Source organism: Bacillus sp. DX4.1, assembly GCF_030348195.1.
Taxonomy (GTDB): Bacteria; Bacillota; Bacilli; order Bacillales; family Bacillaceae_G; genus Bacillus_A.
In genome coordinates this window covers 4,257,379-4,277,830 of the sequence record NZ_JAUCFT010000008.1, presented here as the reverse complement: position 1 = coordinate 4,277,830, position 20,452 = coordinate 4,257,379, and the positions used below count along the sequence as shown (strand labels likewise).

24 protein-coding genes and 1 other annotated feature (1 of these 25 cut by a window edge) are annotated in these 20,452 nt (G+C 36.7%); of the genes, 14 read left to right on the top strand and 10 right to left on the bottom strand.

The features are described 5' to 3' along the window. The first annotated feature begins 19 nt into the window (after window positions 1-19). From metK to QUF99_RS24765, 3 genes are all read left to right on the top strand, one after another. Window positions 20-1,219, top strand: a complete 1,200-nt coding sequence (metK, locus tag QUF99_RS24775) for a methionine adenosyltransferase (protein ID WP_289373659.1) — start codon at window positions 20-22, stop codon at window positions 1,217-1,219. A 337-nt stretch (window positions 1,220-1,556) separates the two neighbouring features. Then, window positions 1,557-2,066 (top strand): MogA/MoaB family molybdenum cofactor biosynthesis protein, encoded by a 510-nt coding sequence (locus QUF99_RS24770; protein WP_289373657.1) that lies wholly within the window; start codon window positions 1,557-1,559, stop codon window positions 2,064-2,066. Further along, complete coding sequence (locus QUF99_RS24765; RefSeq protein WP_289373655.1) at window positions 2,063-2,656, top strand: molybdenum cofactor guanylyltransferase; 594 nt, start codon at window positions 2,063-2,065, stop codon at window positions 2,654-2,656. The genes QUF99_RS24770 and QUF99_RS24765 overlap by 4 nt, the downstream gene beginning before the upstream one ends. Before the next feature lie 54 nt (window positions 2,657-2,710). Here QUF99_RS24765 and QUF99_RS24760 read toward each other — a convergent pair whose 3' ends face one another. The 3 genes from QUF99_RS24760 to QUF99_RS24750 form a co-directional block, all read right to left on the bottom strand. Then, entirely contained in the window at window positions 2,711-3,853 is a 1,143-nt protein-coding gene (locus QUF99_RS24760) for a glycosyltransferase family 4 protein (RefSeq protein WP_289373653.1), read from the bottom strand. Between the two features lie 50 nt (window positions 3,854-3,903). Beyond that, window positions 3,904-4,446, bottom strand: coding sequence for a phosphatase PAP2 family protein (locus QUF99_RS24755; RefSeq protein ID WP_289373651.1), 543 nt, complete (start codon window positions 4,444-4,446; stop codon window positions 3,904-3,906). Window positions 4,447-4,749: 303 nt separating this feature from the next. After that, window positions 4,750-5,262, bottom strand: a complete 513-nt coding sequence (locus QUF99_RS24750; protein WP_289373650.1) for a gamma carbonic anhydrase — start codon at window positions 5,260-5,262, stop codon at window positions 4,750-4,752. A 73-nt stretch (window positions 5,263-5,335) separates the two neighbouring features. Here QUF99_RS24750 and QUF99_RS24745 point away from each other — a divergent pair, with 73 nt between their 5' ends. Both QUF99_RS24745 and QUF99_RS24740 read left to right on the top strand, forming a co-directional pair. Beyond that, window positions 5,336-6,139 carry an alpha/beta hydrolase gene (locus QUF99_RS24745; protein ID WP_289373649.1) on the top strand — a complete coding sequence of 268 codons (804 nt, stop codon included), beginning with the start codon at window positions 5,336-5,338 and terminating at the stop codon, window positions 6,137-6,139. Between the two features lie 65 nt (window positions 6,140-6,204). Continuing rightward, on the top strand, window positions 6,205-7,266 hold the full coding sequence (locus tag QUF99_RS24740) for a tetraprenyl-beta-curcumene synthase family protein (RefSeq protein ID WP_289374760.1): 1,062 nt from the start codon (window positions 6,205-6,207) through the stop codon (window positions 7,264-7,266). 50 nt (window positions 7,267-7,316) lie between these two features. Here the strand turns inward: QUF99_RS24740 and QUF99_RS24735 are convergent, their stop codons facing one another. Continuing rightward, complete coding sequence (locus tag QUF99_RS24735; protein WP_289373647.1) at window positions 7,317-7,607, bottom strand: hypothetical protein; 291 nt, start codon at window positions 7,605-7,607, stop codon at window positions 7,317-7,319. 2 nt (window positions 7,608-7,609) lie between these two features. After that, window positions 7,610-7,825: a helix-turn-helix transcriptional regulator gene (locus QUF99_RS24730; RefSeq protein ID WP_289373645.1), complete on the bottom strand. Its 216-nt coding sequence runs from the start codon at window positions 7,823-7,825 to the stop codon at window positions 7,610-7,612. Window positions 7,826-7,961: 136 nt separating this feature from the next. Here QUF99_RS24730 and QUF99_RS24725 point away from each other — a divergent pair, with 136 nt between their 5' ends. Beyond that, window positions 7,962-8,174, top strand: coding sequence for a hypothetical protein (locus QUF99_RS24725; protein ID WP_289373643.1), 213 nt, complete (start codon window positions 7,962-7,964; stop codon window positions 8,172-8,174). A 207-nt stretch (window positions 8,175-8,381) separates the two neighbouring features. On the opposite strand, the gene QUF99_RS24720 is transcribed toward QUF99_RS24725, so the two are convergent. The 5 genes from QUF99_RS24720 to mnmL all read right to left on the bottom strand — a co-directional run bounded on the left by QUF99_RS24720 (window position 8,382) and on the right by mnmL (window position 12,329). Then, window positions 8,382-9,077: an aspartate/glutamate racemase family protein gene (locus QUF99_RS24720; protein ID WP_289373642.1), complete on the bottom strand. Its 696-nt coding sequence runs from the start codon at window positions 9,075-9,077 to the stop codon at window positions 8,382-8,384. Between the two features lie 77 nt (window positions 9,078-9,154). After that, window positions 9,155-9,844 carry an ABC transporter permease gene (locus QUF99_RS24715; RefSeq protein WP_289373640.1) on the bottom strand — a complete coding sequence of 230 codons (690 nt, stop codon included), beginning with the start codon at window positions 9,842-9,844 and terminating at the stop codon, window positions 9,155-9,157. A gap of 18 nt (window positions 9,845-9,862) precedes the next feature. Further along, the gene (locus QUF99_RS24710) at window positions 9,863-10,705 is read right to left on the bottom strand and encodes an ABC transporter ATP-binding protein (protein WP_289373637.1); all 843 of its coding nucleotides are present in this window, start codon (window positions 10,703-10,705) and stop codon (window positions 9,863-9,865) included. Window positions 10,706-10,800: 95 nt separating this feature from the next. Then, window positions 10,801-11,373 carry a tRNA 5-(aminomethyl)-2-thiouridylate-methyltransferase MnmM gene (mnmM, locus tag QUF99_RS24705; RefSeq protein ID WP_289373636.1) on the bottom strand — a complete coding sequence of 191 codons (573 nt, stop codon included), beginning with the start codon at window positions 11,371-11,373 and terminating at the stop codon, window positions 10,801-10,803. Beyond that, a complete protein-coding gene (gene mnmL, locus QUF99_RS24700) occupies window positions 11,370-12,329 on the bottom strand; it encodes a tRNA modification radical SAM protein MnmL/YtqA (RefSeq protein ID WP_289373635.1) in 960 nt (319 codons plus the stop codon). Before mnmL ends, mnmM begins: the two co-directional genes overlap by 4 nt. A gap of 120 nt (window positions 12,330-12,449) precedes the next feature. Between mnmL and QUF99_RS24695 the strand changes: the two genes are divergently transcribed. The 8 genes from QUF99_RS24695 (at window position 12,450) to QUF99_RS24660 (ending at window position 20,211) form a co-directional block, all read left to right on the top strand. Further along, the gene (locus tag QUF99_RS24695; protein WP_289373633.1) at window positions 12,450-12,713 is read left to right on the top strand and encodes a YtzC family protein; all 264 of its coding nucleotides are present in this window, start codon (window positions 12,450-12,452) and stop codon (window positions 12,711-12,713) included. A gap of 15 nt (window positions 12,714-12,728) precedes the next feature. Beyond that, a complete protein-coding gene (locus QUF99_RS24690; RefSeq protein WP_017153776.1) occupies window positions 12,729-12,878 on the top strand; it encodes a hypothetical protein in 150 nt (49 codons plus the stop codon). 137 nt (window positions 12,879-13,015) lie between these two features. Further along, window positions 13,016-13,378, top strand: coding sequence for a VOC family protein (locus tag QUF99_RS24685; protein ID WP_289373632.1), 363 nt, complete (start codon window positions 13,016-13,018; stop codon window positions 13,376-13,378). A gap of 333 nt (window positions 13,379-13,711) precedes the next feature. Then, the gene (locus QUF99_RS24680; protein WP_289373630.1) at window positions 13,712-14,404 is read left to right on the top strand and encodes a hypothetical protein; all 693 of its coding nucleotides are present in this window, start codon (window positions 13,712-13,714) and stop codon (window positions 14,402-14,404) included. Between the two features lie 191 nt (window positions 14,405-14,595). After that, window positions 14,596-15,357 (top strand): ABC transporter ATP-binding protein, encoded by a 762-nt coding sequence (locus QUF99_RS24675; RefSeq protein ID WP_289373628.1) that lies wholly within the window; start codon window positions 14,596-14,598, stop codon window positions 15,355-15,357. Between the two features lie 16 nt (window positions 15,358-15,373). After that, complete coding sequence (locus tag QUF99_RS24670; RefSeq protein WP_289373627.1) at window positions 15,374-17,224, top strand: FtsX-like permease family protein; 1,851 nt, start codon at window positions 15,374-15,376, stop codon at window positions 17,222-17,224. Window positions 17,225-17,866: 642 nt separating this feature from the next. Continuing rightward, window positions 17,867-18,667 (top strand): GTP-sensing pleiotropic transcriptional regulator CodY, encoded by an 801-nt coding sequence (gene codY, locus QUF99_RS24665; RefSeq protein ID WP_289373625.1) that lies wholly within the window; start codon window positions 17,867-17,869, stop codon window positions 18,665-18,667. Window positions 18,668-19,017: 350 nt separating this feature from the next. Then, window positions 19,018-20,211 (top strand): MDR family MFS transporter, encoded by a 1,194-nt coding sequence (locus QUF99_RS24660; protein WP_289373624.1) that lies wholly within the window; start codon window positions 19,018-19,020, stop codon window positions 20,209-20,211. Window positions 20,212-20,261: 50 nt separating this feature from the next. Next, window positions 20,262-20,452, top strand: a binding site (T-box leader); it runs 98 nt beyond the window's last position.

The following is a 20,452-nucleotide window of genomic DNA, read 5'->3' as shown; positions in this document are numbered from 1 at the left end:
CTGTAGGGAGGTTTACCCCATGACAAAAAAACGTCATCTGTTCACATCTGAGTCTGTAACTGAAGGACATCCAGATAAGATTTGTGACCAAATTTCTGATTCAATTTTAGACGCGATCTTAGCAAAAGACGCAAATGCACGTGTAGCTTGTGAAACAACAGTAACAACTGGTTTAGTATTGGTAGCGGGAGAAATTACAACTTCTACTTATGTAGATATTCCAAAAATCGTTCGCGAAACAATTCAAGGCATCGGCTATACGCGTGCAAAATACGGATTCGATGCAGAAACTTGTGCAGTTTTAACAGCTATCGATGAGCAATCTGCTGACATCGCAATGGGTGTTGACCAAGCGTTAGAAGCGCGTGAAGGTCAAATGACTGATAAAGAGATTGAAGCAATTGGTGCGGGTGATCAAGGTTTAATGTTTGGTTTCGCATGTAATGAAACAAAAGAATTAATGCCACTTCCAATCTCACTTGCTCACAAATTAGCTCGTCGTTTAACGGAGGTTCGTAAAGATGAAACATTAGAATATTTACGTCCAGACGGTAAAACGCAAGTTACAGTTGAGTATGATGAAAATGGTAAACCAGTACGTATCGATACAATTGTAATTTCTACACAACATCATCCAGAAGTTACATGGGAACAAATCGATAGCGACTTAAAAGAGCACGTAATCAAATCTGTAGTACCAGCAGAATTAATGGATGAAGAAACGAAATTCTTCATTAACCCAACTGGCCGTTTTGTAATCGGTGGACCGCAAGGGGATGCTGGGTTAACAGGACGTAAAATTATTGTTGATACTTATGGTGGATATGCTCGTCACGGCGGCGGTGCATTCTCTGGTAAGGATGCAACAAAGGTTGACCGTTCTGCAGCATACGCAGCTCGTTATGTTGCGAAAAACATCGTAGCAGCTGGTCTTGCTGAAAAAGCAGAAGTACAACTTGCATACGCAATCGGCGTAGCGCAACCAGTATCAATTTCAGTTGATACATTCGGCACTGGTAAAGTATCTGAAGATGTATTAGTAGAACTAGTACGTAGCAACTTCGATCTTCGCCCAGCTGGTATTATCAAAATGTTAGACTTACGTCGCCCAATTTACAAACAAACAGCAGCTTACGGCCACTTCGGACGTACTGATGTAGACCTTTCATGGGAACGTACAGACAAAGCAGCAGATTTAAAAGAGCAAGCTAGTCTATAATATAAGAAGAAAGAGGCTTTGCGCTGGGCGCAAAGCTTCTTTTATTTATAGAAGTACATGAAGTTGTCTTGCCTATATGTTTTTAAAGTGATGATTATCCTATCACTTATCGTCATATCGTTCTACTTCACCTCATTGTTATTTCTTTTCACTAATCCAACGCATGAAGTGTAGTTTGGATTAGTGAAAAATACCTTTTTTTGGATATTTGATATTGTATCATGGTATTTTAGTGACTTTGTAGATATTTCTATTTTTGTGATGTGCCGCACATTTGTTAGCGGGTGTATGGTTTATGATAAACTTTAGAGAAGTTCATAAGAGAGGGAGAATGACAATGAGCGTTACAGAACATAAAAAACAGGCACCTGCACAGGTTCGTTGCAAAATCATTACAATTTCTGATACACGAACAGAAGAAACAGATAAAAGCGGTAAATTATTACACGAGTTATTAATGGAAGCTGGTCATGAAGTGACAGCTTATGAAATTGTAAAAGATGATAAAGAAAGCATTAGGCAGGCGGTATTAATAGGTTATGGGCAAGAAGATGTAGATGTTGTGTTAACAAATGGAGGAACAGGTATTACAAAACGTGATGTGACGATTGAAGCTGTTTCGGCATTATTAGATAAGGAAATTGTTGGATTTGGTGAGTTATTTAGAATGATTAGTTACTTAGAAGATATCGGTAGTGCAGCAATGCTAAGTAGGGCAATTGGCGGAACAATCGGAAGAAAAGTTGTCTTTTCTATGCCAGGTTCAACAGGAGCGGTTCGTCTTGCAATGAACAAATTAATCTTGCCAGAGCTGGGGCACATTACATTTGAGTTGAACCGTCAATGAAACGTATTGCAGGAATTATTTTAGCGGGAGGGCAATCCCGGCGTTTTGGAGAACCGAAAGCATTGGCAGTTTGGCAAGGTCAAACATTTATAGAGCATATTGCTACGGTGATGCAATCAGTCGTGCAAGATCTGGTAATTATTAGTCATGCTGATACGAAAGAGCAAATCACTACTTTAGTTCATGCACAAGTAGTAGAAGATATTCCTCTATATAAAGGAAACGGTCCACTTGCAGGAATTATATCAGGAATGGAGTGCGTGGAGGCAGAGTGGTACATTATTACCCCGTGCGATACGCCGAATGTTTCAAAAGAGTGGGCAATGGCGTTAGTAGCACGAATGAATGAAGAATGTCAGGCGATTGTTCCCATTATAGATGGAAGAAAACAACCGCTTTTAGCCGCATATCATCACCAGGTAAAGGACAAAGTGTATGCATTGTTGAACGAAGAAAAAAGAAGTATGGGGCAACTTTTATCACAATGTAATGTACAGTATGTGATGGAGGAAGAGTTACATTTGCCAAAAGAGTTGTTTTTAAATGTAAATACAAAGGAAGAATATGTTCGATTACAAAATAAAAGGTGAAGTTAATCATCTATTGGCATAATGAAACAAGGAGCTTATCAGCTCCTTGTTTCATTATGCGAGTAATTCTGTTTTATTTTGTTGGAGGGCGTCTTCATACTGCATAATTAAGTCATTAAAAATCTCATCCCAGCTTTGTGTTACAGCATAGGATTTAGCCGCTATCTGCATTTCTGTACGCATTTCTATGTTATCTAGCAATGTATAAATAGATGATAAAAATGAATCTGGATTTTTAGATTCACAGAGGAAACCAGTTTTTCTTTCTGTAATAATATTTTTAACACCGCCCGCATTTGCACCAATAACAGGGGTACCGCATGCGAGTGATTCGAGCACAACATTGCCGAATGTTTCTGTTGCAGAGGGAAAGACCATCATATCAGAGCAAGCATATGCCTCTGCCAACTGTTCTTCTTGTAAATATCCAGTAAACGTTACTGCACTTGGTACTGCTTCACGCAATTCTTCCGCAAGAGGGCCATCTCCTGCAATGAGCCAATGAATATCATTTTCTCTCTCTTTTATTGTTGTTTGAATGAGTGTACGAAGTGTGTTGATATCTTTTTCCGGTGCGATGCGACCGACATAGGAAAGAATATAGGGTGCGGTAATATTATATTTTTTTCGAAATGCTTCTTTATTGTACCCTGGATGGAATATAGAGCAATCAACACCGCGGCTCCATATATGTAAATTGTGAAATCCCTTTTGTTTTAATTGCTGCAATGTTTCATGAGATGGGACGAAGTTTTTTTGCATGGTACTATGAAACCACTTTAAATAGTTCCATAACATATTGGAAAACAATTCGATTTTATAATATTGTAAGTACGCATCGAAGTCGGTGTGATAGGAACCGACAAGAGGGATGTTTAATTTTTTTGCGTAATACATGCCGCACAGTCCCATATTAAAAGGAGTGGCAACATGAATAATATCAGGCTGAAAATGGAGAAGTTCCCGCTTGATGCGTGGGGTTGGAAAAGCGAAGCGACATTCTGGATAGAGTACTTTTAGCGGAATACTTTTCATTTTATTCACATTGGCTACAAAATCATCTTCTGCTGTATGTTGCGGTGCAAATACGGAATAGGCGATGTTTTGCTTTTGTAAAAAATGAGTCAAGCGATCGAGTGTTTTTGCAACGCCATTAACTTGTGGTGTAAATGTATCGGTAAATATGGCGAGTCTCATCAAATCTCTCCTTTACAAAGCTCTGACAGAAATATTCTCAGAGCTTTTCATTATATAAAAAACGGAATGAATTGATAAAAAGAAATAATGCCAGCAAATGTGCCTAAACACATACCTACAAATACATCTGATGGATAATGAAGCCCAAGATAAATGCGGGAAACGCCTACACTAATTGCTAATGGAAGTAGAAAAATAAACAAATTTGGATCGTAACAAATGAAAGGAACGATAAATGAAAAAATAGCTGTTGTGTGACCGGATGGAAAAGAATGATCAGTTAATGGATGTAATGGATATTTTGCATCTTGAATTGTTAAATAAGGCCGTTTACGCGGGTACCATCTTTTTAAAATTTGTACTGGAATATGACTGAGTGCTAATGCAATTGCACTTGCAATTGCAGCACCATGCAAAGAGCCTTTTGAAAATAAAAGAAAGCATAAAGCGAGCGAGATGGAAAAACGAGCCCCGCCGATATGTGTAATGGTACGAAAAAAGACGTTTAATACTTTTTGCTCAAAGTAACGATTAATTCCCTTGAAAATGTAACATTCTATTTTATATAAGGAGCTGACGGATTTTACCTTCACGAAATCTCTCCTCCTCGTTTATATATATTGAAATCTTATCTTTTATTTTAATAAGATTTTATTGAGGGAATAATAAGGTTTTGTAAAGAAAAGGTAGAGTTTTATCAAGAAAAAAAGCTGCCGATATAACGGCAGCGATAGAGACTATCCCGCATTAAAGAGCAGTAATCATCCACCTTAAAGTTCTGCAAGAAGTAAAGAAGTTTAAGATGGCGGAGAAACTGCCCGTAAAATCCCGATGAGTGAGGGCTAATGATCGATCTGTAGGGATGAAGAAAACGCTCCGTTGCTCAAAGTTTCACTTTATTTTTGCAGTGATTTATAATATTGTCCTTTTTCTACATATTGGCGACGGATGCGCGCCATATCTTTACGGTCTTCGTCTGTTAATTCACGAATCACTTTTGCTGGACGGCCGAATGCCAGTGTATTGGGAGGGATTTTCTTGCCTTGTGAAACTAAGCTACCAGCACCAATAAAAGCACCTTCACCAACTTCAGCACCATCTAAAATAATGGACCCCATCCCGATTAAAGCATCTTTTTTTAGTGTACAGCTATGTAAAATGACTTGATGTCCAACTGTCACATCATCTTCTAAAATAAGAGGATAGAGCGGACTTTGATGAAGCGTGCATTGATCTTGTACATTGACCCGGTCTCCAATTATCGTTTTGGAAACATCACCACGGATAACCGTATTAAACCAAATACTTGATTCTTCGCCAATTGTCACATCGCCTGTAATAGTAACGTAGTCAGCGATAAAAGCACTACTCGCAATTTTCGGATTTTTATCTTTGTAAGGATATATCATATAAAGCCTTCCTTTCCTAGAAACTATTCTTAGTGTAACAAATTACAATACGGAGTGAAACGGAGGATTTTTCATGTGGAACTATGAAGCAGAAGAGGCGAAAGCTGTGCTCGTCATTGTACACGGTGCGATGGAATACCACGGACGTTATGAGGCGTTTGCTGAAATGTGGAACCATTTCGGTTATCATGTGGTAATGGGTGACTTGCCAGCTCATGGAACAACTTCAAGAAATAGAGGACATATTGATTCGTTTGATGAATACATAGAGGAAGTCAAAACTTGGGTAACAGAAGCGAAAAAATATAAGTTACCTATTTTTTTATTCGGACATAGTATGGGCGGATTAATTTCAATCCGTATGATGGAAGAAACTAAGATGGATGATATACAAGGTATCCTATTAAGTTCCCCGTGCTTAGGGGTGTTATCTGTACCAGCAGCACCGCTTCGCGCAATTTCAAAAGTGTTAAATGTCATCGCACCGAAAATGCAATTTCAGTCTCATATTACAGTAGAAATGTCTACGCGAAATAAAGAAGTTCGAGATGCGATGGAAAATGATTCATTGTTCTTGCGTAAAGTGTCAGTTCGTTGGTATAGTGAATTGATAAAATCTATTGAAATTGCTCATGAAAAAATAGCTGAATTTCCAGATGTTCCGCTCTTGCTAATGCAGGCGTGTGAGGATAAACTTGTAGATAAAACACGTGTCCGTGAATGGTTTGATAGGCTGAAAATAAATGATAAAACATACAAAGAATGGCCGAAATGTTATCATGAGCTATTTAATGAGTATGAACGAGATGAAATTTTCACCTATGCGAAAGCATTTACTGAAACACATGTAAATAACATAATAGAAACAAATAAATAATGAAATGGATAAGCAGTACTATTTCTTACTTATTTGTACATTTGATAGAGGAGATGAAGGAAGAAGTGAAAGTACCGAGTAACCCCATAACGCTCATGGCGAAAGTATACCGCGATGTGTTTCCGGTTGTACACCATGAGCTAGCAATGTGGAAAGAGCGTGCCTACCATATTCCTAATGATGAGCTTCATAGCCAAGCGATTGCAAGTATTGAGAATAAAACGTTTCATTGTGAGGGCGGTGGTATTTTAGCGCTGCTTGCCAATGGACATCGCGAAGAATGTATTCGCTTTATTGTAGCGTATCAAACGATTAGTGATTACTTAGATAACTTATGTGATCGCAGCACATCGCTTGATCCAAATGATTTTGCCGCACTGCATGAATCAATGCTGACGGCATTAACGCCAGAGAGTGAAGGAAGCAATTACTATCGTTATCGTGATGATCAAGACGATGGTGGTTATTTGGATGAACTTGTTGCAACATGTCAGGATGTTTTAAAGAATACAAAACACTATGACAAAATTGCCCCAATTCTTCACGAACTCGCTTGTTATTATTGTGATTTACAAATTCATAAGCATGTGAAGCAAGAAGAGAGAGAACCGCGTCTGCAAACATGGTTTGAGGCTCATAAGGAAAAGTTACCACCGATGAGTTGGTTTGAATTTTCAGCATGTGCAGGATCAACGCTTGGGATTTTCTGTCTTGTGGCGTATGCGTTTCATGATGAATTATTGGATGAAGATATTGCGAAGATTAAGCAAGGCTATTTCCCATACGTACAAGGGCTTCATATTTTACTTGATTATTTCATTGATCAAGAAGAAGATCGACTTGGCGGGGATTTAAATTTCTGTAGTTATTATGAGAATGAACATGTAACATTAGAGCGACTCAAGTATTTTGTTCTAGAAGCAGAACGAAGTATTGAACAATTACCGCATGCAAAGTTTCATCGTCTTATCAGCCGCGGTTTATTAGGGATGTATTTATCTGATCAAAAAGTATCGCAGCAAAAAAACATGCAACATATGGCACGGCGCATTGTGAAATACGGGGGATTCACTTCACGATTCTTCTATTGGAACGGGAAGATGTACCGAAAGAAAATGGCGCAGTGATGAAGAAAAACCACTCTTTTTAGGATTGTAAAAAGAGTGGTTTTTTCTATTTAAATTCGTTGTCTTAATACACGAATTGTAACTGCATTTCCCGTCATAACTACAGCCATCCAAATAGTAACATATATTCTCATAAATTCTAGGTCAACATTTGCATATCTAGAAAGAAGAGAGTAAGTGATAAAACCGAAAAGAATAAAAACAAAAGAAACATTAAAAGCTTTTCCGAGAATTTGTTGCCCGCGCTCATCTTTACCCTCTGAAAAAGTGAAACCTACAAAAATACCACATGCAATACAAAAAATGATTGTTGCTGCAATGAAAATTGTATCCCCTAACATCATTATTCCTCCAAGTATTGAAAAATGTCTGTAATTTCTACTTCAAATAATTTTGCAATTTGAAAAGCAAGCATAAGTGAAGGATTGTATTTATTGCTTTCTAACGAATGAATTGTTTGTCTACTGACACCGAGAATCTCAGCAACATACTTTTGTGACCAACGTCGCTCGGCTCGTAACAAATATAAGTTATTTTGCAATGTTCCCTTTTTTCCCATAAGCACCTCCGTAATGACTGAAATAAATTACTTATGTAATATATTTTTAACTTACGTATAAAATATATTACATTCAGTTCGAAGTGTCAATTTAAATATGAAATTTATGGTAAAATATAGACGAGGGAGTGATAAAATGAAACGTTTGTTGCAAAAATTATATGAACATATTGATATCGTATTGTTGGTTTGCCTTTGTGTTTCATTTACTCTTGGAATTTATAACATGGCAACGAAAATGGGTGGGCCAACAACAATGGATTATGTTGCACATGGAATATTAGGAATCATTATTATTGGATTGATTTATTTTTTAGCTAGTGAGAGAAAAAGAAAAACTGAATCATAGATAGAAAAATAAAAAAGCATTTGTACACAAAAAGATGTACAAATGCTTTTTTATTTGAGGAGGTTTGAAAATGGATAATCAAATACAACAGACGATTATGAACAAAATTAACACTGTTTTTATTCACGTAAAAGATTTACAAAAAGCAGTAGATTGGTACGCTGATGAGCTCAATCTGTTTTCGTTCATATGTATTTTCAAAAAAATTTACATCTCAGTTATTGATTCTCTAATAGATAAATACTTTTTTACAACGGCCCTTGCAAGACAGGTAGAAGAATCAACAAAGCAAATGTTATTCGATTTCTTATCTAATATAACATTCAAATCTGTACATGCTATGATTACGGCATCTACAGTAGTAGCTAATTCTGTGCAGAGCTGACTCCACAATTGAATGGAATCATTCATTTGACCTATTTTTATTTTTGATATGATTATATTTATATCAGTTTGCCAACTGTTTTTATAAATATAATTCATACCAAATTTCAAAAAAGCCTCTTGATACATGCCAGACTGAACGGTAGCATCGGTAGCTAAAAGGGCTACTCTCTTTGCGTGATTAGGTATTTCTTTTATAGTCTCATCCACCATGTTTAATAGAGGAACTGAAATCGAATTCTTTACCTGATTAAAGTAGAGATGTGCCGTATTACAGGGTATTGCAATAAAGTTGATACCAGTACTTTCAAGCTTTTGTGCACCATGTATAATGGCTTTTTCCATGTCGGTATGATTAATAGGTCGATCCATGTAGAATGGCGTTGGACATGAATAAATCATCATATGAGGAAAGTCCATGTCGTCTTTCGCACCATAAATCTCTTGGCACTGTTCGACTACTGTATCAATGAATGGGCCTGTAGATTTTGGTCCCATTCCTGCTAGTATTCCAATCATAGTTGTACATCCTCCTGTAAAATCCATTTAGTAATTCTAACTCTATGGATTCTTGTCTTTGTTTAAAAGTTCCTTCTTTAAAAACGTCTTTTCCGAACAAGATAAAGAAATAAAGCAATTAATACAAATGAATATACAAGCGCCCATGCAGTGAGCCAAAGTGTATGCGAGAGCAATTCCTGCTCATAATGCCCTAGCACCATGAAACTGTCGATAGGCGGGAAAAACCATAATAGTTCTGGCGTCTCTTTTTTTAGACGAATTGACGCAATCGTGATAAGTAGTACAAAAGAAAGGCTAAGCCAAGCGGTACTTGCTTTTTTGATGATGTTTCGTGTAAATAATGTTGCGATTGAAATACCAAGTATAGATAAAGAAATGTGTGCAAGGATACCAATTATAAATAATGACATTGTCATTTTTTCATGAAACATATCAAAGACAATTGGATATATAACAGATACAAAGGACAGGAAGCTACAAATGAGAAGCACTGTTACATATTTGCCAAGATATAGGGTGTGTATATTTTTTGTATGAGAAAGGGTAATTTGTTCTTGAACAGGGTCTTCCGTATGAAACAGTGTCACGGTAATCCAAGCTGAAAGTAAGTAGAGCGGAAGTGCTGTTTCTAAATATGCTGGAACAATTGGATTTGGTTTATAGGTATAGACAAAAAGTAAACTTACAATGTACATCGCGATGGGCGGAACGTACTTATATGACTTTGTATAATCGAGAAAATTGTAACGAATGAGCGCGAGCATAAAGAGCCTTCTTTCGGTTTAGGAATTAGGGTGTAACAACGTAATGAATGCTTTTTTATGTAATAAATATTGAAGTATATCGCCTGTGTAATTCTTTTCAATTTGTAATTGAATGAGATACAGTTTTGCGTTATATGCGACATGTATGTAGCCGGATTGCTTCTGTAATTCTGTGATAGAAAATGTGTGAGGTACAGTTGCTTCTATATAGATGTGCTCTTTCGGAATTTTATCGCATAGTAAAAGTTTATCCTCTGCAATCGTATGATTAGCTAATGTCACAATTCGATCTGCAAAGTTTTCTAGTAGCTGCTTCTCATGGCAAGTAAAGAGAACGGTGAGACCTTGTTGTTTCAATGTGAGTAATACATGTTCAAGTTCTTGTTGGGACCTTGGATCAAGTCCAGAAAGGGGTTCATCTAAAATTAATAAATCAGCATCACTTAGAAGTGCTTGCATGATGCCTGTTTTTTGTTTCATTCCTTTTGAAAAGTTTTTTATAACGGAATGATCGGCATGTTCCAAATGAAAAAGTTTTAGTAGTACGGGGATTTTATTTTGTAAATAGTCTTTGGATAAGCCATGAATACGGCCGAGATGATACAAATAGTCTTCGAGTGTAAAACGAATATCTTCTGGGAAATGTTCAGGTACATATCCGATTTGTATATCTGACTTTCTTTGGATTGTTCCTCCTGTAGGAGCAATAAATCCAGCGATGATTTTGAGTAAAGTGCTTTTTCCAGTACCATTGCCACCAATAATGGCAACCGCTTGTCCCTTTGGAATAGACAAATAAATGTTTTCTAGTATAAGCTGTTTGCCATATTTCTTTTTTATCTCCTTTAGTTCTATCAACAAAATAGTTGCCTTCCTTCTTCAGAGTGTTTATATATCCATTATATGGTAGGTTTTGTTCTTGAGACAATAAAAAAGACGTGCATACATTGCACGTCTTAGCGTTTCTCAATCGCCACAATAAATGGTGGATGATTTTGTTGATTGATAAATCCATATCGGAGTACGTGTGCTTGTTTTTGATCAAGCTCTTCTGCAAACTTCACAACGGCATCGCGTTCTACTTGTCCTTCTGGGTGTCCATGATAGATGACAAGGACGATGATGCCTTCTGGTGCCATCACTTCTAATAATTGCTCGATAGCAGAAATTGTAGAGTTTGGTTTTGTAACGATATGTTTGTCACCCCCGGGAAGGTAACCTAAGTTAAAAATTGCTCCGGTTACATTTCCTTTTGCCTCCTCTGGCAATACGGATAACAAAGTATCATGACTATCATGAACGAGAACTGTTTGCTCTTCGAGTCCTTTTTCTTTTAGCCGAGTAGCTGAGCTTTCAATAGCTTCACGTTGAATATCAAAGCCAAAGACTTTGCCGTTCTTCCCGACAATCTCCGCTAAAAAGCAAGTATCATGACCATTGCCAAGCGTTGCATCAATCGCATAGTCGCCTTCTTTTACAGCAGTTTGCAGTAGTGTACGTGCAAATGGTAAAACACGCTCTAATTTCATAATGACTTCACCTCATTTGCATATTTCCCTTGCCAAGTGCCGCGGCGTACAAATTCTGCATCGATGGAATTTAATACTTCCCATTTTTTTAAGCTCCACATTGGACCAATCATTAAGTCTGGTGGACCGTCACCTGTAATACGGTGCACAATGACGTCTGATGGGATGATTTCAAGTTGATCGACAACAAGACTTACATACTCTTCAAGAGAAAGGAATTCGAGTTGTCCTTTTTCATATTGTTTCACCATCGGCGTTCCTTTTAATAAATGAAGCAAATGAATTTTAATACCCTGAATATCAAGCTTTGCTACTTCACGTGTTGTTTCCATCATCATGTCGTAATTTTCAAGAGGAAGGCCGTTAATAATATGGGAACATACGTTAATATTATGCTTACGGAGTTTGTTCACGCCTTCTACGTATGAAGGATAGTCATGCGCGCGGTTAATCAGGTTAGCTGTACGCTCATGAACAGTTTGTAGTCCAAGCTCCACCCAAAGATACGTACGTTTATTTAAATCCGCTAAATATTCCACAACATCGTCAGGTAAACAATCTGGACGAGTGGCAATAGAAAGACCAACAACGTCATCTTGTTCTAAAAGCGGTTCGAATTTTTCTTTTAACACTTCTACTGGAGCGTGTGTATTTGTGTATGCTTGGAAGTAAGCGATACATTTTCCATCTTTCCACTTCTCATGCATTTTTTCTTTCATTTCATGATATTGCGTTACAACGTCGTCACGGCGATCACCAGCAAAATCACCAGAACCAGCAGCACTACAAAATGTGCAACCACCATATGCCACTGTACCGTCACGGTTTGGACAATCAAAGCCAGCGTCTAACGAAACTTTAAAGATTTTTTCACCAAATTCCTTGCGTAGATGATAGTTCCACGTATGGTAACGTTTATTGTCATTTGTATATGGAAAAGGGTTTTGAACTTTCATGCCTATATTCCTCCTAAATCTAAGGGCGTACATGTAAAAACAAAATCCATTATAACATACTCATAAGGTTGATATGGAAGGGACACACTAAAGGGGAACTAAAGGCAAGGAGGCTGTATAATGGCAGAGCGTCAATCACTTGAAACATATATTACACAAGCAGAGCAAGCGATAGAATATGCAAAAGAGCAATTAGATATCGGAAGTAGACAAGAGCATTACAATACAATGGAATACTCCGATGCACAATTACAATTAGAACAGGCTTATAATGATTTACAAATCATGCAGCAACATGCAAATGATGAACAGCGTGAGCAGTTAAATCGTGCACGTATGGCAGTTCGTCAGTTGCAGCATCAAATGATTGTTACACCGCACTAATAAGGAGTGAAAGAAATGGCGAAGCGTTCGGATCAAAATAACCCAGAACAAAAAACACAAAATGGACATAATGCTGAATTTTCCAATGAACTCGATCCAGTTGTAGAAGCGAAGCAACGGAATCGTAAAAAAGGACAACCGCAAAAATCAAAACAATCAGAGTAAGCCAGGTCGCAGTATGACCTGGCTTTATTTTTTGATCTTACAAAAATAGAGCGTTTTTTCTTATTGTATAAACAGTAACTTTTATTTCAAAAATATATTATACTTAATGACCTAGAAAAGATTTGGAGGAATAAACGATGATTGCGCATATCGGCACAGTAGCGGTTTACGTAGATGATCAACAAAAAGCACTTGAATTTTGGACAGAGAAAGCAGGATTCGAAGTATACCGTAATGATCCAATGGGGCCAAATGCAAGCTGGATTGAAGTAGGACCAAAGGGCACTCGTTCTCACTTAGTTATTTATCCAAAAACAATGATGCCAAATGCCAATGAATTAAAAGCATCCATTGTATTCGTAACAGAAAACATTACAGAAACGTATGAAACAATGAAGAATAACGGTGTGGAATTTACGCAAGAACCAAATGAAATGGCATGGGGCACATTTTCTATCTTTAAAGATAACGAAGGTAATGAGTTTGTTTTAAAGGGTTAATTTAATAAAAATAAAGGCTGAGCTTGTATGGGCTCAGATTTTTTATGTTTAATATTATAATTTGAATTTATAAATATTAATTATGGGAATATGTGGTACATTTAATAGAGAGCGAAATATTGAAATTATTGATTTGTTTATCCCGCATTAACGGGCAGTAATACCCTCACCTCAAAATTCAGCGAAAGCAAAGAAGTTAGGTGGGGGATAAACTGCCCGTAAAAGCCCGATTGGTTCAACTAATAATCAGTGGGGGATGAAAAAAACCCCCACTGATTAAAGTTTCACTTTATAAAAGCACGGCGAGGAAAAAGAAAAGGGGAGGGGATATAGATGAAAAATACGATGGAAACAAGAGTTGCTAATGCACAGGAAAAGCTCAATGTATTTGGGAGTAAATCTTTTTTACAACCAGTTATTGCCGAAAGTATCCGTGTGAAAGGCGTTGCATCTTTTAAAAAGGATGTACAGGCTAATGAATTCAGTATAATCGGGGACTGTGTAATTCGAGGAAGTTTAATTGCTAAAAGTTTTAGCAATTCTGGTGCATGCAAAATTGAAGGGGTAAGTCAGTTTAGCGAAATGAAAAACACTGGTAGTTGTAAAATAGGAAAAATACAGGCAAAACATATACACTCATCGGGTACTTTATCGCTGAAGGAAGATGTGCATACAGAAACACTTACAGTACAAGGATCTGTGCGAGTACATGGAAATCTACAAGCTAAAAAGATTGGGATACAATTTATTACACCTAGTGAATTGCAAAATGTTGAAGGGGATATAATCATGATAGCGCCATCTCGTAAATTTATATCTCTTACAAATTTCATCCCAGGCATAAAGAAAACAATTACTTGCAAAACCATCAAAGGAAACGACATTACTTTGAGTAAAACAGATGCATCACTTGTATCTGGCCATAATATAAAAATCGGTCCAAATTGCACTGTGAGTGAAGTTGAATATAGCGGTACATTAGATGTGCATCCAAGTGCAACAATTGGAAAGATAACACGTCTGTAATGTAACTTTTTCGCAAAATGAAAGTATCTATCCTGAAATAACAAACGGCTCCATATGTTACATGTTTACATGTAACATATGGAGCCGTTTGTTTATATTACAAAAATGTAAGGTAAATGTAATGTTAACCGATGGCAGATAATGCCTAAAAATAGCAAAATAGGAACAGGAAAACAAAGAGGAGGATATATATGAAAACACCAGTTGTAGACGTGAAAAACGTCAAAAAAGTATACGGTAAAAAAGGCGAAAGCCAATCACATGCATTAAAAGGCGTTTCGTTCTCAATTCAAGAAGGCGAATTTGTTGGAATTATGGGACCATCTGGTTCAGGGAAAACAACATTACTAAATGTAATTTCGACATTAGATAAAGCGACGGACGGTGTTGTTGAAATTGCAGGTACGGATATTACAAAAATGAAGCAAGGTGAGCTATCTGATTTTCGTTCACAAAAACTAGGATTTATTTTCCAAGACTTTAACTTGCTAGAAAACTTATCAATCTATGAAAACATTGCATTACCACTTTCTTTGCAAGGCGTTCCGTCTAGAAAGATTGGACCAAAAGTAGAAAAGGTAGCGGGAATGTTAGGAATTTCAGAAATGCTTCAAAAGTATCCATCTGAAGTTTCAGGTGGACAAAAGCAACGTTCAGCAGCAGCGCGTGCGCTTGTACATGAACCAGCAATTATTTTAGGTGATGAGCCAACAGGAGCACTTGATTCTAAAAACGCAACTAGTCTTTTAGATGCGATGACAAATTTAAATGAAGAACAAGGTGTGTCTATTATGATGGTTACACATGATCCGTTTAGCGCAAGTTACTGCCGACGTATTCTATTCATTCAAGATGGAGAATTATATAAAGAAATTCACCGCAGTGGGACGCGTGAAGCGTTCTATAAAGAAATTTTAGATGTGCTTGCAGACTTAGGCACACAAAAAGCATAAGAAAGGAGGCACAGACATGTTATTCAAACTTTCCATGTCAGGACTAAAAAGTAAGCTGAAAGACTATATCGTCTTACTTGTTGGTCTTGTAATGTCCATTTCAATTTTTTATATGTTTCAAACGCTAGCACTGAATAAAGCATTTATTGAAGCGAATTCTGTAATTAGCAGTATTCAGTTCGTATTCCATGCTGGTGCAGTACTATTAGCTATTATTACATTCTTCTATATTTTATATGCCAATTCTTTCTTACTATCACTTCGTCAAAAAGAATTCGGTATGTATATGATGTTAGGAGCAAAAAAACATAAGGTTACATTGCTTATGTTTATTGAAACAATTGTATTAGGAATTGCATCTCTTGTAGTTGGTATTGTAGTTGGTGTAGGGCTAGCACAAGGAATTGGTAAACTACTTATGCAGCAGCTTGAGTTTACTGCAGGTGGTTACCATGCATTTTATGTTCCATCTACGATTGTTACTTGTATTTTCTTCCTTGTACTATTTGTTTTATCAGCAATTATGAATAGTATTAAATTATCACGTATTACGGTTCTACAACTGGTTCATGCAGATTCCAAAACGGATCGTGTTTCTGTAAAAGGAGCAAAGACTGTTGCACTTGCATTCGTTGGAATTATTCTATTAGCAATCGGCTATGCTTCTATGGTTTACATGGATAAGTTGGCGCAATTCGGGATTATTATTGCATTAATTACCGTAACGTCAGGAACTTACATGTTATTTGGAACGTTCCTTCCGCTTATTATTAAAAAGTTAAAAAGCAATAAAAAACGTAGTGAAAAAGGACTTAATGCTTTTACATTTGCACAATTAAACTTCCGTATTAATAGCTTAACAAAGGTACTAGCGACAGTAGCTATGCTAGTTGCTCTTGGAGCAGGCGCAATCTCTGGTGGTATGGCGTTCAAAAATAACGTTATGCTTACTGTCGATGGTTTTGCAATTTATGATGTCGCAATTCATAACCCAACAGCAGAAGAAAAGAAAATTTTAGATGGTATTACATTTAAAGAGAAAAATGAATATCGTTACAAAGTAGATGATAAGTTCGTTTACTACTTAAAAGAAGACCTAGAAAAAAATCGTCCATTAGTACAGGATGGTGTAGGAAAAGAAAGTGTTGGTAAATTTAAACCTGTTTCTGAAGATCTTCCAGTAGGTGCTATTTCAAGATATAGTCAAGAAAAAGATGCGAATGCAAAGGTAATTCCGGAAAAGTGGGATAATGCTTTAAGGTCTATCCAGCCGTTCTATGTACATCCTGATCAAACAATCAAAATTGTAGATAAAAAGATGTATGATGGTGTACAAGGTAAAGAAGGCGTTGCATTACTTGGAAAAGTAGATAATTTCTTAACATATAAAAAAGAATGGAAAAAAATTGACGAGTTGCAGATAGCTAAATATAAAAACGTAAAAGAGGGTTCCTTGCAAAGTAAGAACCAACTGTATACTGGCTTTTACGGCATTGCAAGTGGAACAGTATTTATGGGCTTCTTCTTAGGAATTGCTTTCCTAGCAATGATGGCAAGTTGTTTAATGTTTAAGATCCTTTCCGGTGCATCAAGCGATATTACGCGTTATCAAATGCTTCGTAAAATCGGTGTTCGCCGTGAATTATTAACAAAGTCAATCTATAAAGAGTTATTCTTAGTGTTCTTATTCCCGGCGATTGTGGGTATCGTTCACGTATTAGTTGGGATGAATATTTTCGGTTTCATTTTACTTGATCCGTACTTCCGTATTTGGCTTCCAATTGTTATTTTCGTAGTCATTTACGCGATTTACTACTTCATTACAGTTCAATTGTATAAAGGAATCGTTCTTCCAAAAGAGGAATAGGGTTTTGAAAAGAAGTCGAACTAGATGATTACATCTCGTTCGACTTTCTTATTTTATTTAATTATACTGATATACCGATTTATATAGTTCCACTGAAACCAATAACAATATTAAGAGTTGTAAATCAGTATTTCCCTGATGCTACCATAATTTCCGAAAATAACATTACACATATTGTCATGAAAATTTGAAATCATTGTGACGATTCAAAAAAATGCGAACTTGTATGCGTTTTTAATTTATCATGTAATTGTATTTACAATATTACCTTATATGAGGAATAAAGTTCGGGTGCAAAACGTTTATAGCACATAGAATTCTAGAATAAATATTCAAAATTTAATCCAGATAATGAACTTATCGCAATATTGCGTAGAGAGTATGCAAATTTTATCCCGCTATTTGCGGGTAATAATATCCCTACCTCAAAGTTCTGGAGAAAGCAAAGAAGTTAGCTGGGAGATAAACTGCTCGTAAAAGCCCGATTCGTGATTAATGATCAGTGGGGGATGAAGAAAACCCACACTGATAAAAGTTTCACTTTATTGTTGTACCAGAACTTAATTTATCATTTGAAATTACGCTAAAAAAGATAACGATAATATCTCAATATGTAGGTAATATGAAGGAGGAAATTTAGAAATGGGACTATTAGTAAAAACAAGAACGTTAAACGCGTTATTACAAAGTGCAGCAGGACAAACTGTAAACTTTAGAGAAATGGCAGATACAATGTGTGAAGTAATTGAAGCAAACGTATTCATAGTAAACAATCGTGGTAAGTTATTAGGATATGCAATTCATCAACAAATTGAAAATGAGCGCATGAAACAAATGCTTGCGGGGCGTCAATTCCCAGAAGAATATACACGAAGCCTATTCAATATTACAGAAATATCTTCAAACTTAGATGTAAATAGTAAATATACAGCGTTCCCTGGAGAAAACAAAGAATTGTTTGGTCAAGGCTTAACTACCATTATACCAATCGTTGGTGGTGGCGAGCGTTTAGGTACAATAGTGTTAGTTCGTACCCATCAAGAGTTTTTAGATGATGATTTAGTTCTTGCTGAGTATAGCTCTACTGTAGTAGGTATGAAAATCTTACATGAAAAAGCGGAAAAAGTTGAAGAGGAAGCTCGTAGTAAAGCCATTGTTCGAATGGCAATCCGCTCATTATCATACAGTGAGTTAGAAGCAATTGAGCACATTTTTGAAGAATTAGATGGAACAGAAGGATTACTTGTTGCAAGTAAAATTGCTGACCGTGTAGGTATCACTCGTTCTGTAATCGTAAACGGATTTCGTAAACTCGCGAGTGCAGGTATCATTGAATCTCGTTCTTTGGGTATGAAAGGAACACGTATTAAAATATTAAATGACGAGTTTTTACAAGAACTTGCAAATTTAAAAACTAACAATAAGCACAGAAAAATAATTTAAAATGGAGCTGTCTTTTTTAGCAGTAATACCCCCACCTCAAATTTCTGCAGGAAGCAAAGAAGTTAGGTGGGGGCTAAATAATCAGTGGGGGATGAAGAAAGCCCCTACTGATAAAAGTTTCACTTTATAAGTTGGGAATCGACTTCTTTAACCAATACAAATTTATCTTGCGTATGTATCCCAGTTGTATTTTGTAGAATCGTCGATATATTTATCTCGGCCAAATGAGCACGATTTCATGATATTATCAGAATTTCACCAACTATTAATCAGTTGCCTTCCTATTTAAAAACGACTACAATTTTACTGTTATAGTATAGGACGAAAGAAACAGAATAGGAGGGGAAACTATGCCAAGGAAAGTATGGCTATTAGTAGCTGGGATGATCATTAATGTCACGGGTGCTTCTTTTTTATGGCCTTTTAATACAATTTATTTACATGATCATTTAGGAAAATCATTATCTGTGGCCGGAATGGTATTAATGATTAACTCGCTCACTGGTGTAATCGGTAACTTGCTCGGTGGTGTGCTATTTGATAAATGGGGTGGATATAAATCTATTTTAGTTGGAATTATCATTACATTAGTATCGATTCTCGGCCTTGTATTTTATCATGGCTGGCCATTATATGTCGTCTGGCTTGCATTAATTGGATTTGGTTCTGGTATGGTATTTCCATCGATGTATGCGATGGTTGGAACGGTTTGGCCAGAAGGTGGCCGGAGAGCATTTAATGCGATGTATGTCGGACAGAACGTTGGGATTGCCGTTGGAACAGCATGCGGTGGTTTAGTTGCTTCTTACCGTTTTGATTATATTTTCTTAGCGAACTTTATTTTATATTTTATTTTCTTTTTAATTGCCTTTATTGGCTTCCGTGGTATGGAAGACAATAAAGAAAAGAGTTTACAAACACCAGAGAAAACGAAGAAAGCATGGTCGCTTACACCAGGATTTCGTGCACTTCTTATTGTGTGTGTCGCATATGCTTTATGCTGGGTTACATATGTACAGTGGCAAGGTGCAATTGCAACGCATATGCAGGAGTTAAATATTAGCTTGCGTCATTATAGTTTATTATGGACGATAAATGGGGCGATGATTGTTTGCGCACAGCCACTTGTAAGCATGATCATTCGAGCGATGAAACGTTCTTTAAAGCAACAGATTATGATCGGAATTTGTATTTTTGCTGCATCCTTTATTGTGCTCAGCCAAGCGCAGCAGTTTACGATGTTTCTTGTCGCAATGGTAACATTAACAATTGGTGAATTATTCGTATGGCCAGCTGTGCCAACGATTGCAAACATATTAGCACCAAAGGATAAAATCGGTTTTTATCAAGGCGTGGTTAATAGTGCAGCAACTGTTGGGAAAATGTTTGGACCTGTTGTTGGCGGAGCGATTGTTGACATATATAATATGGAAGTATTGTTCATTGCCATAATGGTAATGCTTGTAGTAGCGATATTAGCAGCGAGTATATATGATAAACGAGTAAAAGTAGAAGAAACTGCCCAAGAAAAAATTGCAGTTTAGTTTGACGGAACATGTAACATGTTTTAGAATATATGTAATATAACTTATATGTAATAACAGTGAGAAGGAGTAGTAGTAATAGAAGCTGGTTTAGAGAGTTGACGGTCGGTGCAAGTCAATCCACGTTTCATTATGAACTCGCCTTTGAGTTGCAGTTGTGAAATGAAGTAGCAATTGCCGTCTATCCACGTTACGGATCTAAGCGAATGTATATATTAGTGCTTGTTCAAAAAGGAGGATA

Excerpts from the sequence above, each read along its gene's own strand:
- metK (WP_289373659.1), top strand. The coding sequence starts at position 20 with ATGACAAAAAAACGTCATCTGTTCACATCTGAGTCTGTAACTGAAGGA.
- QUF99_RS24770 (WP_289373657.1), top strand. The coding sequence starts at position 1,557 with ATGAGCGTTACAGAACATAAAAAACAGGCACCTGCACAGGTTCGTTGC.
- QUF99_RS24765 (WP_289373655.1), top strand. The coding sequence starts at position 2,063 with ATGAAACGTATTGCAGGAATTATTTTAGCGGGAGGGCAATCCCGGCGT.
- QUF99_RS24760 (WP_289373653.1), bottom strand. The coding sequence starts at position 3,853 with ATGAGACTCGCCATATTTACCGATACATTTACACCACAAGTTAATGGC.
- QUF99_RS24750 (WP_289373650.1), bottom strand. The coding sequence starts at position 5,262 with ATGATATATCCTTACAAAGATAAAAATCCGAAAATTGCGAGTAGTGCT.
- QUF99_RS24745 (WP_289373649.1), top strand. The coding sequence starts at position 5,336 with ATGTGGAACTATGAAGCAGAAGAGGCGAAAGCTGTGCTCGTCATTGTA.
- QUF99_RS24735 (WP_289373647.1), bottom strand. The coding sequence starts at position 7,607 with ATGTTAGGGGATACAATTTTCATTGCAGCAACAATCATTTTTTGTATT.
- QUF99_RS24730 (WP_289373645.1), bottom strand. The coding sequence starts at position 7,825 with ATGGGAAAAAAGGGAACATTGCAAAATAACTTATATTTGTTACGAGCC.
- QUF99_RS24725 (WP_289373643.1), top strand. The coding sequence starts at position 7,962 with ATGAAACGTTTGTTGCAAAAATTATATGAACATATTGATATCGTATTG.
- QUF99_RS24720 (WP_289373642.1), bottom strand. The coding sequence starts at position 9,077 with ATGATTGGAATACTAGCAGGAATGGGACCAAAATCTACAGGCCCATTC.
- QUF99_RS24715 (WP_289373640.1), bottom strand. The coding sequence starts at position 9,844 with ATGCTCGCGCTCATTCGTTACAATTTTCTCGATTATACAAAGTCATAT.
- mnmM (WP_289373636.1), bottom strand. The coding sequence starts at position 11,373 with ATGAAATTAGAGCGTGTTTTACCATTTGCACGTACACTACTGCAAACT.
- mnmL (WP_289373635.1), bottom strand. The coding sequence starts at position 12,329 with ATGAAAGTTCAAAACCCTTTTCCATATACAAATGACAATAAACGTTAC.
- QUF99_RS24695 (WP_289373633.1), top strand. The coding sequence starts at position 12,450 with ATGGCAGAGCGTCAATCACTTGAAACATATATTACACAAGCAGAGCAA.
- QUF99_RS24690 (WP_017153776.1), top strand. The coding sequence starts at position 12,729 with ATGGCGAAGCGTTCGGATCAAAATAACCCAGAACAAAAAACACAAAAT.
- QUF99_RS24685 (WP_289373632.1), top strand. The coding sequence starts at position 13,016 with ATGATTGCGCATATCGGCACAGTAGCGGTTTACGTAGATGATCAACAA.
- QUF99_RS24680 (WP_289373630.1), top strand. The coding sequence starts at position 13,712 with ATGAAAAATACGATGGAAACAAGAGTTGCTAATGCACAGGAAAAGCTC.
- QUF99_RS24675 (WP_289373628.1), top strand. The coding sequence starts at position 14,596 with ATGAAAACACCAGTTGTAGACGTGAAAAACGTCAAAAAAGTATACGGT.
- QUF99_RS24670 (WP_289373627.1), top strand. The coding sequence starts at position 15,374 with ATGTTATTCAAACTTTCCATGTCAGGACTAAAAAGTAAGCTGAAAGAC.
- codY (WP_289373625.1), top strand. The coding sequence starts at position 17,867 with ATGGGACTATTAGTAAAAACAAGAACGTTAAACGCGTTATTACAAAGT.
- QUF99_RS24660 (WP_289373624.1), top strand. The coding sequence starts at position 19,018 with ATGCCAAGGAAAGTATGGCTATTAGTAGCTGGGATGATCATTAATGTC.